Source organism: Nonomuraea sp. CA-141351 (genome assembly GCF_050944675.1).
Lineage (GTDB): Bacteria > Actinomycetota > Actinomycetes > Streptosporangiales > Streptosporangiaceae > Nonomuraea.
In genome coordinates this window covers 2,052,732-2,069,504 of record NZ_CP191982.1, presented here as the reverse complement: position 1 = coordinate 2,069,504, position 16,773 = coordinate 2,052,732, and the positions used below count along the sequence as shown (strand labels likewise).

Annotated in this window: 13 protein-coding genes; 6 read left to right on the top strand and 7 right to left on the bottom strand. The window is 68.4% G+C overall.

Going from position 1 to position 16,773, the window contains the following annotated elements; all coding sequences use genetic code 11:
* Positions 1-2 precede the first annotated feature (2 nt).
* The 5 genes from ACQPWU_RS10275 (at position 3) to ACQPWU_RS10255 (ending at position 5,792) form a co-directional block, all read left to right on the top strand.
* Entirely contained in the window at positions 3-1,325 is a 1,323-nt protein-coding gene (locus ACQPWU_RS10275; RefSeq protein ID WP_433438603.1) for an ABC transporter substrate-binding protein, read from the top strand.
* Positions 1,326-1,337: 12 nt separating this feature from the next.
* The gene (locus tag ACQPWU_RS10270; protein ID WP_433438602.1) at positions 1,338-2,714 is read left to right on the top strand and encodes an ABC transporter permease subunit; all 1,377 of its coding nucleotides are present in this window, start codon (positions 1,338-1,340) and stop codon (positions 2,712-2,714) included.
* Positions 2,711-3,610 carry a carbohydrate ABC transporter permease gene (locus tag ACQPWU_RS10265; RefSeq protein WP_433438601.1) on the top strand — a complete coding sequence of 300 codons (900 nt, stop codon included), beginning with the start codon at positions 2,711-2,713 and terminating at the stop codon, positions 3,608-3,610. The genes ACQPWU_RS10270 and ACQPWU_RS10265 overlap by 4 nt, the downstream gene beginning before the upstream one ends.
* Before the next feature lie 61 nt (positions 3,611-3,671).
* Positions 3,672-5,045 (top strand): M1 family metallopeptidase, encoded by a 1,374-nt coding sequence (locus ACQPWU_RS10260; RefSeq protein ID WP_433438600.1) that lies wholly within the window; start codon positions 3,672-3,674, stop codon positions 5,043-5,045.
* 69 nt (positions 5,046-5,114) lie between these two features.
* Positions 5,115-5,792, top strand: a complete 678-nt coding sequence (locus tag ACQPWU_RS10255) for a uracil-DNA glycosylase (protein WP_433438599.1) — start codon at positions 5,115-5,117, stop codon at positions 5,790-5,792.
* Positions 5,793-6,112: 320 nt separating this feature from the next.
* Here ACQPWU_RS10255 and ACQPWU_RS10250 read toward each other — a convergent pair whose 3' ends face one another.
* Both ACQPWU_RS10250 and ACQPWU_RS10245 read right to left on the bottom strand, forming a co-directional pair.
* Positions 6,113-6,403 (bottom strand): MTH1187 family thiamine-binding protein, encoded by a 291-nt coding sequence (locus ACQPWU_RS10250; RefSeq protein WP_433438598.1) that lies wholly within the window; start codon positions 6,401-6,403, stop codon positions 6,113-6,115.
* Between the two features lie 111 nt (positions 6,404-6,514).
* Positions 6,515-6,835 (bottom strand): hypothetical protein, encoded by a 321-nt coding sequence (locus ACQPWU_RS10245; RefSeq protein WP_360686811.1) that lies wholly within the window; start codon positions 6,833-6,835, stop codon positions 6,515-6,517.
* A gap of 249 nt (positions 6,836-7,084) precedes the next feature.
* Here ACQPWU_RS10245 and ACQPWU_RS10240 point away from each other — a divergent pair, with 249 nt between their 5' ends.
* On the top strand, positions 7,085-8,680 hold the full coding sequence (locus ACQPWU_RS10240; RefSeq protein ID WP_433438597.1) for an FAD-dependent monooxygenase: 1,596 nt from the start codon (positions 7,085-7,087) through the stop codon (positions 8,678-8,680).
* Between the two features lie 197 nt (positions 8,681-8,877).
* On the opposite strand, the gene ACQPWU_RS10235 is transcribed toward ACQPWU_RS10240, so the two are convergent.
* The 5 genes from ACQPWU_RS10235 to glgX all read right to left on the bottom strand — a co-directional run bounded on the left by ACQPWU_RS10235 (position 8,878) and on the right by glgX (position 16,767).
* Complete coding sequence (locus ACQPWU_RS10235; protein ID WP_433438596.1) at positions 8,878-9,447, bottom strand: hypothetical protein; 570 nt, start codon at positions 9,445-9,447, stop codon at positions 8,878-8,880.
* Between the two features lie 239 nt (positions 9,448-9,686).
* Positions 9,687-10,715: a hypothetical protein gene (locus tag ACQPWU_RS10230; protein WP_433438595.1), complete on the bottom strand. Its 1,029-nt coding sequence runs from the start codon at positions 10,713-10,715 to the stop codon at positions 9,687-9,689.
* A gap of 131 nt (positions 10,716-10,846) precedes the next feature.
* Complete coding sequence (gene treZ / locus ACQPWU_RS10225) at positions 10,847-12,562, bottom strand: malto-oligosyltrehalose trehalohydrolase (protein WP_433438594.1); 1,716 nt, start codon at positions 12,560-12,562, stop codon at positions 10,847-10,849.
* Complete coding sequence (treY, locus tag ACQPWU_RS10220; protein ID WP_433438593.1) at positions 12,552-14,681, bottom strand: malto-oligosyltrehalose synthase; 2,130 nt, start codon at positions 14,679-14,681, stop codon at positions 12,552-12,554. The genes treZ and treY overlap by 11 nt, the downstream gene beginning before the upstream one ends.
* Positions 14,674-16,767: a glycogen debranching protein GlgX gene (glgX, locus tag ACQPWU_RS10215; protein WP_433438592.1), complete on the bottom strand. Its 2,094-nt coding sequence runs from the start codon at positions 16,765-16,767 to the stop codon at positions 14,674-14,676. Before glgX ends, treY begins: the two co-directional genes overlap by 8 nt.
* Positions 16,768-16,773 lie beyond the last annotated feature (6 nt).

Below are 16,773 nucleotides of genomic sequence, written 5' to 3'. Positions count from 1 at the left end.
CCATGCGAAAAGCCAGAGCAGCAGTCATCCTTGCCGGGCTCGCGGTAGCCGTCGCCGCCTGCGGCAACGCCCCCACGACCACCCCCACCGCTTCGGGCTCCGCGTCGGCCCCCGCCGCCGCCAAGCCGCTCCAGGGCGTGAAGCTCGAGGTCGCCGCCAAGTGGACCGGCGCCGAGCAGAAGAATTTCGAGCAGGTGCTCAAGGCCTTCTCCGACAAGACCGGCGCCGAGGTCACGTACGCCTCCACCGGCGAGGACACCGGCGCCTACCTCGGCCCCCGCATCCAGGGAAAGAACCCGCCGGACGTGGCCGTCCTCCCGCAGCCCGGCCTGGTGCAGCAGTACGCCGACCAGAACGCGCTCAAGCCGCTCTCCGACGACGTCATCAAGGAGATCGACACCAACTACACCCCGTACTGGAAGGAGCTCGGCTCCGCCGGTGGCAAGGTGTACGGCGTGCTGATCAAGGCGGCGCACAAGTCGCTGGTCTGGTACCGCGGGCAGGCGTTCGACGACGCGGGCGTGCAGCCTGCGACCACCTGGGACGAGCTGGTCAAGAACGCGCAGACCATCGCCGACTCCGGCACCGCGCCGTTCTCGCTCTGCGCCGCCTCGGGCTGGACGCTGACCGACCTGTTCGAGAACGTCTACCTGTCCACCGCCGGCGCCGAGAACTACGACAAGCTCTCCAAGCACGAGATCCCGTGGACGGACCCGACCGTGACGACCGCGCTGGAGAAGATCCAGCAGATCGTCGGCAAGAAGGAGTTCCTGCTCGACGGCAGCTCCGGCGCCCTCCAGACCGACTACCCGACCTGCGTGTCCAAGGTCTACGGCAACAAGAAGTCCGCCATGGTCATCGAGGGTGACTTCGTGGCCGTCGAGGCCGCACAGTCGGGCGCCAAGGTCGGCGAGGAGGCGAAGTACTTCCCCTTCCCCAAGGCCGGTGACACGGCGCCCGTCGTCCTGGGCGGCGACGTCGCGGTCGCGATGAAGGACTCCCCCGGCGCGATGGCGCTGCTGCAGTTCCTGGCCTCCAAGGAGGGCGGCGAGATCTGGGCCAAGCTGCCCGGCTACCTGTCGCCCAACAAGAACGTCTCCCCCGACAACTACCCCGACGAGCTGACCAAGCAGCTCGGGCAGACGATCGTCTCGGCCGGTGACGCCGTCCGCTACGACATGTCCGACCTCGCGCCGAGCGCGTTCGGCGGCACCGACGGCAAGGGCGAGTGGAAGGTACTGCAGGACTTCCTGCGCAACCCGAGCGACATCAAGGGCGCACAGACCGCACTCGAAGCCGAGGCCAAGAAGGCCTGGAAGAAGTAAAGAGGTAAGGCCGTGACCGAACGGTTGGACGGCCCGCAGGCCCCGTCCGCGAAGATCGCGGACGGGTCCTCCACCGGACCGGCTGAAACCCCCCGTACCAAGAGACGCCTCGGCCCATCGCCGACGGTCGCCATCGCCTTCCTCCTCCCGGCGGCGCTGCTGCTGGGCATCTGGGTGGTCTACCCGATCGTCTACTCCATCTTCCGAAGCCTGTTCGACTCGGCGGGCACCGGATTCGTGGGACTGGGCAACTACGCCACGATCTTCTCCGACTCCGGCACGCTCACGACGATCCGCAACAACCTCATCTGGGTCGTCGTCGCGCCGATCGTGGTCACCACGCTGGGCCTGATCTTCGCGGTACTGACCGAGCGGATCAGATGGTCGACGGCGTTCAAGCTGATCGTGTTCATGCCCATGGCCGTCTCGCTGATGGCGGCCGGCGTGATCTTCCGTCTCGTCTACGAGCAGGACCCTGCCAAGGGCCTTGCCAACGCCGTGCTCACCACGGTGCACGACACGTTCTCCTCCTCGCAGGGCTACCCGGAGGCGCGCCCGCGTGAGGGCGACCAGTCGTCGGTCGCCGCCGACGGCGGCGCGGTCGTCACCAAGCAACCCGTCCAGGCGGGCCAGCCGGTGCTGATCCCGATCGTGGGCGTCAAGCCGAACGTGCTGCCGGGCAACGCCCAGCCCGCCAAGGCCCCCGCGGCCGCCGGCGACCTTTCGGGGACCGTCTGGTTCGACTTCACGCCGGGAGGCGGCGGCAAGAACGGCGAGGTCGACGGCTCTGAGAAGGGCCTGCCGGGCATGACCGTCGAGGCCGTTCAGAACGGCAAGGTCGCCGGAACCGCCACGACGGCCGAAGACGGCTCGTTCCGCTTCCAGGGCCTGCCCGCGGGCTCCTATGTCGTACGGCTCCCGCGGTCGAACTTCCAGGCCTCCTACGGCGGCCTGAGCTGGCTGGGCCCGGCGCTCATCACCCCGGCGATCATCGGCGCGTTCGTCTGGGTGTGGGCAGGGTTCGCCATGGTGCTGATCGCGGCCGGGCTCGCGGCGATCCCGCGTGACGCGCTGGAGGCGGCCCGCATCGACGGCGCCACGGAATGGCAGGTGTTCCGCAAGATCACCGTACCGCTGCTGTCGCCGGTGCTGCTCGTCGTGTTCGTGACGATGATCATCAATACGCTGAAGGTGTTCGACCTGGTCTTCATCATCGCGCCAGGCTCGGTCCAGCCGCAGGCGAACGTGATCGCGCTGGAGATGTGGCGCGTGTCGTTCGGCGGCGGGAACAACCAGGGCCTGGGCAGCGCGCTGGCCGTCTTCCTGCTGATTCTGGTCCTTCCCTTCATGATCATGAACATCCGCCGGTTCAGGAGGGGAGACTCGTGACGACCGCGACCGCTACCGCGCCGACAGGGCTGGAGACGGGGGCGCCGCGCAGGGGCGTGCTGGGCAAGATCGTGGACCGGATCGGCGGCGGCGCCGTCCAGGTCGTGATGGTGTTCCTCGGCCTGTTCTGGCTGGTGCCGACGCTGGGCCTGCTGGTCGTCTCGATGCGTACGACACAGGTCAACACCGCGGAGGGCTGGTGGACGGTCTTCACCAAGCCGGCCGAGCTGACCCTCGCGAACTACAAGAACCTGCTGGCCAGCGGCTTCACCTCGTCCTTCTGGAACACCGTGGCGATCACGGTGCCGACCACGATCCTGGTGATCGGCATCGCCGCCATGGCCGCCTACGCGTTCGCCTGGATGGAGTTCCCCGGGCGGGACCTGGGGTTCCTCATCGTGGTCGGGCTGCTGATCGTGCCCATCCAGATCGCGCTGATCCCCGTCGCCTCTTTCTACGGAGGCGTCGGGATCTTCGGCTCGATCCCGGGCGTGGTGCTGTTCCACACGGCATTCGGGTTGCCATTCGCGATCTTCCTGCTCCGCAACTTCTTCGTCGGCATCCCTTCCTCTCTGCTGGAGGCGGCGCGGATGGACGGAGCGCCCGAGTGGAAGATCTTCGTGTCGGTGGTCTTCCCGCTGGGCAAGCCCGCCATCGCATCGCTGGGCATCTTCCAGTTCCTGTGGGTGTGGAACGACATGCTCATCGCGCTGGTCTTCGCCAACACCGACAACCAGCCGATGACCAAGGCCCTGCAGTCTCAGATGCGGCAGTTCGGGTCGAACGTCGACATCCTGTCGTCCGGTGCCTTCCTGTCGCTGATCATTCCGCTGGTCCTGTTCTTCGCGTTCCAGCGGTACTTCGTCCAGGGCATGATGGCCGGATCCGTGAAGTGACACGCTTGCGGGCGCCCGCCGGTTCCGGTGGGCGCCCGCACCGCGGCTCTATGATCCTTCAATGAAGCGTCTTCTCGCTCTCGCCGCAGCAGCCTTCATCTCCCTACCCCTCACCCCCGCCATCGCGCAGGAGGCCCAGCCCGGCGCACCGGGCGCGGGCGACCCGTACTTCCCCGACCAGGGGAACGGCGGTTACGACGCCGGCCACTACGACCTCACGCTGGACTACGACCCGGGCCCTGACCGTCTGGCAGGGGTGGCGCGCATCTCCGCCCGGGCCACGCAGGCGCTGAGCCGCTTCGACCTCGACCTGGTCAGCACACTCTCGGTGCGCTCCGTGACGTTGGACGGCCGGCCCGCCACGTTCTCCCAGAGCGGCTCCGAACTGGTGATCACACCCCCTTCCACGCTGCCCGCCGGGCGGGGCTTCTCCGTCCTCGTCCAGTACGACGGCAAGCCCGAGCACGTCGTCGACCCGGACGGCTCCGTGGACGGCTGGATCAGGACGAACGACGGCGTGTTCAACGCCAACGAGCCCCAGGGCGCGATGACCTGGTATCCCGGCAACCACCACATGACCGACAAGGCCACCTACCGCTTCACGGTGACCGTGCCCAGGAGCCGGGTGGCGGTGGCCAACGGCGACCTGGTGTCGAAGGTGACGAAGGGCGAGCGCACGACGTACGTCTGGAACTCGCGCGAGCCGATGGCGAGCTACCTGGCCACCGTGTCGATCGGGAAGTTCCAGCTCACCGACACCCGGGTCGGCGGCTACCACGTGATCACCGCCGTGGACTCCAAGCTCGCCGACAGCGCGACGAACTTCGCCGAGCGGCACGCTCCCGTGCTCGACTACTTCAGCTCGCTCTTCGGCCCGTACCCGTTCTCCTCCACCGGCGGGATCGCCGACGACGCACCCGAGGTCGGCTACGCCCTGGAGAGCCAGAGCCGGCCCGTCTACCCTCATGTGCCGAGCGAGTCGCTGCTGGCCCACGAGCTGGCACATCAGTGGTTCGGCGACTCGGTGACGCCGACGCTCTGGCGCGACATCTGGCTCAACGAGGGCTTCGCCACGTACGCGCAGTGGCTCTGGGCGGACAAACAGGGCACCCGCACCGTGCAGAGCTCGTTCGACGCGGCCTACGCGCGGGCGGCCGACGACGAGTTCTGGCAGACGCCCCCTGCCGACCCGGGCGGCCCGGCCAACCTCTTCCACGACCCGGTCTACGACCGCGGCGCGATGACGCTGCACGCCCTGCGCAGCACGGTGGGCGACGAGTCGTTCTTCAAGATCCTTCGCACGTGGGCTTCTGAGCACAAGTACGGCAACGCCGACACCGCCGCCTTCATCGCTCTTTCGGAGCGGGTGTCCGGTAAGCAACTCGACGCCCTCTTCGACGCCTGGCTCTTCAAGCCGGGCAAACCGTCGTTGTGATCATTCTGGTACGGCTCGAGCCGACGTTTCGGCAGCAAGCCGTACCAGACCTAGATAAGCTCAACGGCCATGGCCGGTCGTCCACTGAACGAAGTCGTCGAAGCCGGATGGGCCCGTGCGCTCGAGCCCGTCGCCGAGCGGATCTCCGACATGGGTGAGTTCCTGCGTAAGGAAATCGCCGAAGGCAGGCAGTACCTGCCCGCGGGCGCGCACGTGCTGCGTGCTTTCAACCAGCCCTTCGACGAGATCAAGGTCCTGATCGTGGGCCAGGACCCCTACCCCACGCCCGGCCACCCGGTCGGCCTGTCGTTCTCGGTGGCGCCCGACGTGCGGCCGCTGCCCGGCAGCCTGGTCAACATCTACAAGGAGATGGAGACCGACCTCGGCCTCCCCCGCCCCTCCAACGGCGACCTGACGCCATGGGCCGAGCAGGGCGTCCTGCTGCTCAACAGGGTCCTCACCGTGATGCCCGGCAAGCCCGCCTCCCACCGGGGCAAGGGCTGGGAGCAGGTCACCGAGCAGGCCATCCACGCGCTCGTGGCCCGCAACAAGCCGATGGTCGCCATCCTCTGGGGCCGCGACGCGCGCAACCTCGCGCCCATGCTGGGCGACATCCCGCGCATCGAGTCGGCTCACCCCTCCCCGCTCTCGGCCCGCAGCGGCTTCTTCGGCTCGCGTCCGTTCAGCCGGGCCAATGAACTGCTCGTCCAGCAGGGCGCCACCCCTGTCGAGTGGAAGCTGCCCTAAGAGCTCGGGGTAGTCCGGTCGGCGGGTACGTCTGTCCGGCGTGGTCCCTCGGCAAGGGGCTCATCCGGGGTCGGCGCATCGCCGGTTTCGGCACTTCGCCGAGCAGAGCCCAAGGTGGCTGCCGCCGGGCCCGGATCCACGATGGTGGCGGTCGACTCGGGCAGGGCTTCTGGCAGTCCTCGGATCGTGTACGTCTGGATCACGCGTGAAGCTCTTGGGGTCGGCCAGGGTGACGTAGGGGGCCGCCATGGCGCCACCGAGAAGCCACAAGTGCGTGTGCCCCTGCGTCTGGGTGTTTCCCGGCATGCCCCCTACGCAAGCTACGGCAGGTGACGTTCCAGGGACTCGACCTTGGAGGTCATGGCATCCGTGACCCCGGGTCGGATGTCAGCCTTCAACACCAGGCTCACTCGCGGCGCGACCTCGCCCACCGCTTCCGCGGCACGCTTGATCACGTCCATGACCTCGTCCCACTCGCCCTCGATCGTGGTGAACATCGCGTCCGTCCGGTTGGGCAGCCCGCTGTCGCGGACCACCTTGACGGCGCGGGCGACGGGCTCAGCGACCCCTTCGCCGACGCCCAGCGGGGTGATGGAAAATGCGACGATCACTGCCTGCTCCCTTGCGACCTGCCCGTGGAATTCGATCTTAGCGAGCTCCGGAGGCAGCCCCAAAGTGCGAAAAGCCACGACGTCTCAGAACGCCGTGGCCGCCGCCGCACGTCACACGTGGTCGTGCTCTTCTTCCTCGTCCTCGCTCGGCCCTTCCGACGGCTCCACCCCGAGCACCGCCTCGCGCGGTTCGATCTCGGTGATGTGGTCGACGAGCTGCAGCACGTGGTCGGGCTCGATCAGCCACTGCAGCGCCGAGGCGCCGGTCTCGTCGGAGGCGACGAGCTCGGCCTGCTCGGTGCGCTCCTCTTCGGTCAGGTCGGCGTCGGGATGCCTGATCTCGGCCAGCGCCGCCGCCTGTAGCGCGTCCACGTCGAGCACCTCGACAGTCAACTCGACCGTGAGTCGCAGGTATTTCGGTTCATCACTCATGGCGACGATGTTATGGGTTGTCGCCGCCGGAGGCGGCGCCTCGGGGCTCAATCAAGGCAGCAACCTGGATGTCAGGTTGTGCGGCTCGGTGCCGGTTGGGACTGCCGGCCAGTCCTTCATGCCGACGTGGACCGGGGAGAGGCGTGCGCCCTCCAAGTTCGAGATATGTCTTGACTGTTTCTCCAGACGCGACATATCGTGTCGCCTGACCGCAAACGCGATACTACGCGTTCCCGGAGGTGGAGAAGCATGGAACAAGAGCGGGTTCCCGTCCTGGTCGTGGGCGGTGGGTACGCGGGCCTGAGCACGGCGGCACTCCTGGCATGGCGCGACGTACCGGTCATGCTGGTGGAGAAGCATCCGAGCACCTCGGTCCAGCCGAAGGCGTTCGGCGTCGGCCCGCGAGCCGTCGAGCTGCTGCGTCCCGTACCCGGCATAGAGCAGGAACTCAGCGACGTCTGGGCCGGCATCGGCGAGAGCATGCGCATCGCGATCGCCAAGAGCCTCGCCGACCCGAACCCTCACATGATCATGAACGACGAGCGCGAGGACTTTGCCTTCCTGGCCGACATCACGCCCGTCGCGCAGGTGGGGGCACCACAGGCGGAGATCGAGCGGATACTGCGGTTCAAGGCCGAGGAGCTGGGCGCCGACCTGCGGTTCTCGACCGAGCTGATCTCGCTGGAACAGGACGAGGACGACGTGACGGCGCTCATCCGTGACGCGAGCGGGGAGCACCTCGTGCGGGCCGACTACGTGGTGGCCGCCGACGGGTACCGGAGCCCGCTTCGGAACCTCCTGAACGTGCCCACCTCAGGCAAGGGCGAGCTGGGCCGGATGTGCTCGATCATGTTCGACGCCGACCTGACCGGGCTGGTGCGCGAGCGGGAGGTCACGCTCTGGTACCTGCAGAACGACGCCTTCACCGGCGTGATCGTGACCGGCACCGGGGTGGGGGCGCACGTGCTGGGCGTCAACTACGCCGAGGGCGAGAGCGAGGCCGACTTCACCGAGGAGCGCTGCGTAGACCTGGTACGGACAGCGGCCGACCGGCCCGATCTGGACGTCCGAGTGCTGGACAAGGCGTCCTTCGCCATGGCGCATGTGCTGGCTGACACGTACCGCGTGGGCCGGGTCTTCTTCGCCGGGGACGCGGCCCACACCATGCCGCCCACCGGCGGGCAGGGCGGCAGCACGGCGCTCCAGGACGGCTGCGACCTCGCCTGGCGACTCTGGCTGGTCGTCACGGGCCAGGCCGGACCCGCGTTCCTCGACACGTACGACGCCGAACGCCGCCCGATCAGCGTCCTGACGGCCGACGCCCAGCTCGCCAACCTCGGCGTACGCATGCCTCCCGCGGCCCGCGTCGGCTACCCGGAACCCCTCGACGATCCCGTCGGCGCCATCATCGGGTTCCGCTATCACTCCACGGCCATCCTGGACGAACCCGGCGACGACGGCTCGATCCTGGAGGACCCACGCCTACCGAACGGACGTCCCGGCAGCCGCGCCCCTCACGTGACCCTCGACTGGGAGGGGCAGCGCATCTCGACCATCGACCTGTTCGGCTCGGGTTTCGTGCTGCTGGCCGACAAGGAGGCGGGCCAGGTGTGGATGGACGCCGGGCGGGTGGTCAAGGAACGGCTCGGGATCCAGCTCACGCGGGTGATGGTGGATGAGGAACTGATGGACGTGGAGAGGCGCTTCCGGGAGCGGTACGGGGTCGGCGGGGGCGGCGCCGTACTGGTCCGGCCGGACGGCTACGTGGCCTGGCGCTCCACCGGCCTCGCCCCGAACCCGGCAGCGACCCTGGAGCACGTCCTGAGGCAGGTCCTCAGCCGCTGACCCACCGCCCGCCCGCCACGGGACGGTTCCGGCACCGCTTCCGCCTCCGGTGCCGGGGCCCATTACCGCTCGTCCCGCCGTTCTCCGCCGCCGGGCCCAACCCCGGACTCGCCGGCCCGGCCTCCGATGCCAGGCCGACTGGTCCGTCCGCCCTGCTCCGACCGGATTTGAGCGTGACCCTCAGATCAGCAGCCGGATCAGCCGAGGAGCACTTCCTCCCGACGAGTCCGCAGCCGGTGACGCAGTCCCTCCAGCTCGCGGCAGCGCTCCCCCAGCTGATTCACCAGGTCATGGACGGCGCCCACCCCCTCAACGCCGGCCATCATCATGCCGAGGGCCTCCACCTTCCGGACGAACTCGTCCACCACCCCCTCACCACGCAGGACCGCGAACCCGGCCGCCCTGGCACATTCCCAAGCAGGCAGCTCGACGTTCAGCTCGGCCAGCAACCGCCCGATCTCCAGCAGCTCAGCGCCCCGAGGATCGGCAGACGCGGCCAGCCGCCGCTCCTCACGTGCCAGCAGTTCCTCGTAGAGGGCACGCGCCGGACCCACTTCGGCCAGCTCCTGATCCACCTCTGCGAGCACGACCCCGTAAGCCCGCAGCTTCGCCTCCTCGACGGCTGCCTGCTCCTGATCCCACACCTCGATCGCATCCAGCTGCTGCTGGGCCTCGCGCACCAGGGCGGCGATGACCGCGCGGCGCTCGTGCAGCTTCTCCCACCTGTGGGCTCGCTGGCGGGCCGTGCGTAGATCTTCGTCGATCATCTCAAACGGGATCACGTCACTTGGACGGGCAGACGTCCCATTTTGGTTCAGGACAATCAGGACTTTTATTAACAAATCACACCACATTCATCACATCTGCCCCATCCGTTACAGCCCGCCGGCGTCTCAGGACTTGGGTGCGGACAGGCCTCCGATGGGACATCGCCCCCAGTTCAGTGCTCATTGCGCTGTCCGCACTGGCTTGTCGGTGGCTCGGAGGACACCGCCCCACGGGGGTGTCAGGCCGCGATGGCCGGTGGCGACACTCGGGCTGGGGTATGCGGACGGATCGGGTCTGAGGTCTGAGGTTGGGTTGGGCGGTGGGGGGTGATCAGCGTCAGTGGAGAGTGCACGGCTGTCTGGGTGGCGCATAGCCAGTCGTTCAGGGAGCCGGGGAAGCCTGAAGGCGGGCCGACCTTGAGGCAGGTGATCTGGCCTGTGCCGCGAGCCGGGCCGATCTTCAAACGGCGGATCGTGCCTGTGCGGCCCAGTTCGCCCAGCTCCGCGTCGTACGGCGTCAGCTGGACGCCGAAGGGGAGGCCGCCGTCCGGCTGGTCCGAGGCGTGGATTTGGAGGAAGTCGTCGATCTCGCGCTCGGTGGCTCCCGGGTGGGCGGCGACGTGGGCCAGGTGGTCCGCCGCCAGGCGATGGGCCACCGTGCGCAGGAGGTTGGTCGCGCACAGGTTGTGGGCGCAGGCGGCGCCGTCGAGGGTGATCTCCGGGAGGGCGAAGCGGCGGAGGCCCCGGGAGGTGACGCGGAGGCAGTCGCACACGCCCGTGTCCGCCGGGTCCCAGGGCGGGCAGGTCGCGGCGTCGTGGACCTGGACGTCCCAGGACAGCCAGTCGTCGTCGAGGCGGAAGTCCGTGGGCTCGCCCGCGCATCTGCCGCAGGTGAGGACGGTCGAACCCGTCAGTGGGTCGAGCAGCAGGCCGTCGCATTCGCGGGCCAGCGCGCGGGCGGCGGCTCTCGCGGCCTGGACGCTGGCAGGGAGCTTGTGCGCGGGCGCGGTCGCGGAGACCACCACATGTTGTCTGGTACGTCGTAGGCGGCGTCTTTCGTCGTCGGTGAGGTCGGCCGCTGTCGGTTTCCACGGGGTCCGATGATGGGCCACCGTCAGGACTCCGCTGCCCATGGCGCCGATCACGGCTCTCCGGTAGGGGCCGCTGATGCGCCAGGGCAGGAACGACTCGACGTCGAACAGCAACTGCTCCATGGCCACGATGAAGAGGGACGTGAGCGTGCCGGGCAAGGGGAGGACGATCTTCATGGGTGAGTGCTCCAAGGAGGGGAGTCGGTGAGGCACTCAGGATCATCGGTGAACGGGGACCGCTTGGGTGGAGTGGAGCGGGGTTCTGTGGATGGGGCCCGGAGTTGCGATCGTCCCTGTGGACAACGGGATCAGGGGAGGGTGGGCCTGCTGATGGCCATGGACTGAGCCGGGAGGCGCATGTTCTTCCCGTCCGCCACCACCGGCTCGTCCGACGCCAGCAGCACCGTCCCCGGCGGCACCGGCACCGTGACCGACTCCTGTGCGAAGTTCACCGCCACGGCCAGCGACCCCCGCCACATCAGCAGCCACTTCTCCAGCGGATCCACCTCCACCCGAACCCGATCCAGCCGCGGATCCGACAGCTCCGGCAGCGCCTTGCGCAGCGCGATCAGGTCGCGATACCAGCACAGCAGCGACCAGTGCTCCTCTTCCTTGGCCTCGCTCCAGTCCAGCTTCGACCGCAGGAACGTCTCCTCGTCCGAGGGATCGGGCGCGTCCCACACGTACCCGAACCCCTCGAACTCGCGCTCCCTCCGCGCGCCCTCGCTCTCGCGAAGCGCGGGCTCGACGTGATCGGAGAAGAACAGGAACGGCGTGCGCGCCCCCCACTCCTCCCCCATGAACAACATCGGCGTGAACGGGGAGGTCAGCAGCAGACCCGCTCCCAGCTTGAGCGCGGGGACAGGCAGCCGATCGCCCTTGGGGCGGTTGCCGATCTGGTCGTGGTTCTGGACGCAGGCCACCAGCCGGTGCCCGGGCACGCCCGCGAAAGAGCCGCCGTGGGAGCGGCCGCGGAAGGTCGAATAGCCGCCGTCGTGCAGCACGCCCGAGGTCAGCACCTTCGCCAGCGCCGGCAGCGAGGCGAAGTCCGAGTAGTAGGCGTGCGACTCCCCGCTCACCGCGCAGTGCAGGGCATGGTGTACGTCGTCGTCCCACTGAGCGGTCATGCCCAGGCCGCCGGCGTCCAGCGAGCGCACCATGCGCGGGTCGTTCAGGTCGGACTCGGCGATCAGCGACAGAGGGCGGCCGACCGAGCAGACCAGCGCGTCGACCTCCTCCGACAGCTCCGCCAGCAGGTGCCGGGCGCGGCGGTCGTGCAACGCGTGAACGGCGTCCAGCCGCAGCCCGTCGATGTGGTAGTCACGTAGCCACTGAACGGCGTTGCCGACGAAGTACCGCCGCACCTCGTCGGAGTCCGGCCCGTCCAGATTGACGGCATCGCCCCAGTAACTGCCCTTAAATCCGGAAAAATAGGGTCCGAACGGGTGCAGGAAGTTCCCCGACGGCCCGAGGTGGTTGTAGACGACGTCCAGGATGACCCCGATCCCGGCCCGATGACACGCGTCCACGAACGACTTGAGCCCGTCAGGCCCCCCGTACGTCTCGTTGACCGCGTACAGATCCACCCCGTCGTACCCCCAGTTACGCCCTCCGGGCACGGGCGCGACCGGCATGACCTCCACGAAGTCGACGCAGAGCTCCACGAGGTGCGGCAGCTTCTCGACGGCCGCCGAGAACGTCCCCTCCTGCGTGAACGTTCCCACGTGCAGCTCGTAGATCACGCCTCCCCGCAGGTCACGACCCTTCCAGTCGTAGTCGGACCAGGTGAAGCGAGCGTGGTCGTACACCGCGCTGGGCCCGAAGATCCCCTCCGGCTGCCGCCGCGACCTGGGATCCGGGTACGGCCCTTCGCCGTCCACCATGTACGCGTACCGTGTGCCGTGCGAGGCCCCCGCCACCTCGACCGACCACCAGCCCCCCTCCCCGCGCGACATCGCGTGGCGGACATCCCCGACGGACAGTTCGACAGTCGTGGCCTTGGGCGCCCAGACCTCAAAGATCATGTCTCTCCAGAAGTGAGACCGGATACTGACCGAGCAGGTGCGCGAGCGGGATCCGCCCCGTGTGGAGGGCGCCGGTGAGCAGGTCGCGCCAGGTGCCGGCGGGGAGCGTCAGGGACGTGGAGCCCCACCCCGAACGGGCAAGCCGCACAGGTAGCCGGGTGGCGACCGCGACGGCCTGAGGACGATCGCCCCGGGCGAAGGCGATCACGTGTTCCGCGGAGGGCCCCTCCGCCTCCAGCGGCCGGTACGGCGCCGCTCCCCCGAGACGGCGGCGCAGCCGCAGCGCCTGCGTCGTCACCAGCAGCTTGGCGGCGTCCCAGGAGGTCTCCGGTTTGCGGGGGTACGTCACGGGCCGCCGGTTGTCGGGATCGACCAGCGAGAAGTCGGTCGTCTCGTTGCCTTGGTACACATCGGGCACCCCCGGCATCATGAGCTGCACGAGCTTGGCTCCGAGTGAGTTCGACATCGCGAAGGGCTCGATGCGTGCGGTGAACTCGCCCACGGGCAGCCGCACGGCCGCCGCCGCGAACTCCCGCAAGCCTCGCTCATAGGACGGATCAGGATTTATCCAGGAAATGGCGGTCTTGGCCTCCCGCGCCGCCTTGAGCAGGTAGTCCGTGAGCCGCTCGGCCGAGATCGGCCAGGCCGCCATGAGGTTCTGCCAGGCCAGGTAGTCAAGATGGGGATCGAAGCGCACCGAGGACGACCACGACGACACCGCGGCGGCCCACTCCCCGGGCATCTCCGACAGCACCGACAGCCGGGCACGTACGTCCTCGGACCGCTTCGTGTCGTGCGTGGACAGCGTGGTCATCGTGTACGGCCACATCTCGGCGCAGAAGTCGTGGAACTCCTCCACCGGCACCCCGAACGCGTCCGGCTCCCCTCCCACTTCGTTCAGGCACGCCAGCGGATACCACCGGTAGAGCGCCGTGTCCTCCACGCCCTTGGCCATGACCGGGCCGCACGACTGCTGGAAGCGCACGATCGCCTCGGCGGAGCCGTACAGGACCTCGCGGGCGAGCGGCAGCACGGCGGGCGAGCATGCCTCGGCGGCCAGCTCGACGATCTCGACGGACTCGGGCGGCGGCGGCTCGCCCGGCACCACGTACGCGCGATAGACCGGCATCGCGGCGAGCAGTTCGCGCACGGCGGCGGGGTCCTGACCGGCGGCGGCGGCGAGGCGTGCGACCTCGGCGCCGAAGAACAGGTCGAGCACCTCCCGTTTGGCCTGCGCCATCACGGGCCGGTACTCGGAAGGTTGCCCGGTCATGTCCGCAAAAAGCTGGACAAGGGGAGCTTTGCCGGCGGGATCCACGAAGAGGCCGTTGACACGATTGAGCACGTCGTAACCTGTGGTGCCGTCGCAGGCCCAGTCGCCCGGCAGCCGCTCGGGCCCGATGAGGATCTTCTCGACCACGGTCCAGGTCTCGCCCGCCCTGGCGCGCAGCCGTTCGAGGTAGCCCCGCGGGTCGGCCAGCCCGTCGGGGTGATCGACCCGCAGCCCGTCCACCAGCCCCTCGTCGAGGAGCCAGAAGATCACCTCATGGGTGGCGAACAGCACGGACGGATCCTCGACCCGCAGCCCGATTAACGACGACACGTCGAAGAAGCGCCGGTAGCCGGGCCCCTCGCGCCAGTCGACCAGCCGGTAGTGGCCGGGATGGGGATAGGCGTGGTCGTGGTAACGCAGCACGTCGCCGTCCACGTGAGGCTCCGTGTCGTCCCCCAGGACGGGCAGGGCGACCTTCCCCTCGGACCAGTCGATGTCGAACCAGTTCGCGTACGGCGAGGCAGGCCCGTACTTGAGGACCGACCAGAACTGCGCGTTGACCGTGTTCATGTGGTTGGGCACGATGTCCACCACGATGCCCAGGTCATGGGCGGCGAGCTGCTGCGCCATCTCCCTGAACCCCGCCGCCCCGCCGAACTCCTCCCTGATCCTGGAGTGGTCGGTGACGTCGTAGCCGTGCCGCGACTCGGGTGTCGCCTGCAGGACCGGCGACAGGTAGACGTGGCTGACGCCGAGGTCGCGCAGGTAGCCGGCGATCTCGGCTACCTCGGCGAAGCCGAAGTCGGGGGTCAGCTGCACCCGGTAGGTGGAGGAGGGCCTAGACACGGCGCAGCACCCGCACACTACGCCCCGGCACCTCGATGGCCTCGCCGCCGCGGCACATCCGCGCGTCGAGCTTGATCGGCATGGCGGTGTCGATCTCGGTCTGCCACATCTCTCCGTAATCCTTGGGGATCGTGAATTTGATGGTGTCGTGGTGGGCGTTGAACAGCAGCAGGAACGAGTCGTCCCTGATCGGGCGGCCGCGACGGTCCGGCTCGGTGATGGCCTCACCGTTGAGGAACACGGCCAGTGACTTGGCGTATCCGACGTTCCAGTCGCTGTCGGTCATCTCCTCTCCTGTGGGGGTGAGCCACGCGATGTCGTTCTGGCCGCGTACCGGCTTGCCGTAGAAGAAGCGCCTGCGGCGGAAGACCGGATGTCTCTTGCGCAGCGCGGCCAGGCTCTGGGTGAACTCCAGCAGCAGCCAGTTCTCCCGCACGTCCGACCAGTCGACCCAGGTCAGCTCGTTGTCCTGGCAGTAGCCGTTGTTGTTGCCCTTCTGCGTGCGGCCCAGCTCGTCGCCGTGGGAGAGCATCGGCACGCCCTGCGACAGGAAGAGCGTGGTGAGGAAGTTGCGTTTCTGCTGCTCGCGCAGCGACTCCACGGCGTCGCCCGCCGGGCCCTCCTCACCGCAGTTCCAGGACCTGTTGTCGTCGGTGCCGTCGCGGTTGCCCTCCTTGTTCGCCTCGTTGTGCTTGAAGTTGTACGAGACGAGGTCCTGCAAGGTGAAGCCGTCGTGGCAGGTGACGAAGTTGATCGAGGCGGCGGGACGGCGGCTGTCATCCTGGTAGAGGTCGCTCGACCCGGTGAACCTGGAGCCGAACTCGGGCAACGTGGCCGCCTGCCCGCGCCACAGGTCGCGGATCGTGTCGCGGTAGCGCCCGTTCCACTCCGTCCACCGAGACGGGAAGTTTCCGACCTGGTATCCGCCCGGCCCGACGTCCCACGGCTCGGCGATCAGCTTGACCTGCGACAGCACCGGGTCCTGCTGCACCAGGTCGAAGAACGAGCTCAGCCGGTCGACCTCGTGCAGCTCCCTGGCCAGCGTCGAGGCCAGGTCGAAGCGGAACCCGTCGACGTGCATCTCGATGACCCAGTAACGCAAGGAATCCATGATCATCTGCAGGACGTGCGGCGAGCGCATCAGCAGGCTGTTGCCCGTGCCCGTGGTGTCCACGTAATACCGCTTGTCGTTCTCGACCAGCCGGTAGTAGTTGAGGTTGTCGATCCCCCTGAGCCCCAGCGTCGGCCCCAGGTGGTTGCCCTCGGCGGTGTGGTTGTAGACGACGTCGAGGATGACCTCGATGCCGGCCTCGTGCAGCGCCCTGACCATGGCCTTGAACTCCAGCACCTGCCCGCCGCGCTGCCCCTGGCTGGAGTAGCGGTTGTGCGGCGCGAAGAAGCCGATCGAGTTGTAGCCCCAGTAGTTGGACAGGCCGCGCTGCTCCAGGATGTGGTCGGTGACGAACTGGTGCACCGGCATGAGCTCCAGCGCCGTCACGCCGAGCTTGGTGAGGTGGTCGAGGATCTCGGGGTGTCCGAGCGCCGCGTACGTGCCGCGGAGGTGATCGGGGATCTTCGGGTGGCTGATCGTCAGGCCCCGCACGTGGGCCTCGTAGATCACCGTGTCGTGGTACGGCGTCGCGGGCGGCCGGTCGTGCCCCCAGCCGAAGAACGGGTTGATCACGATGGAGCGCGGCACGTACGGGGCCGAGTCCATGTCATTGCGCGTGTCGGGCTGGCCGAACCGGTAGCCGTAGACCGCCTCGTTCCAGTCCACGCCCCCCTCGATGGCCATGGCGTACGGGTCGAGCAGCAGCTTGCCCGCGTTGCACCGCAGGCCGTGGGCCGGGTCGTAGGGCCCGTGGACGCGGTAGCCGTACCGCTGGCCCGGCCCGATCCCCGGCAGGTAGCCGTGCCAGATGAAGCCGTCGACCTCGGTGAGCGGCACCCTCGACTCGACGTTGTCCTCGTCGAACAGGCACAGCTCAACCGCGTCCGCGACCTCGGTGTAGAGCGAGAAGTTCGTGCCCGCGCCGTCATAGGTCGCCCCGAGAGGATAGGGGTCACCCGGCCAGATCTCGATCATCGAGGC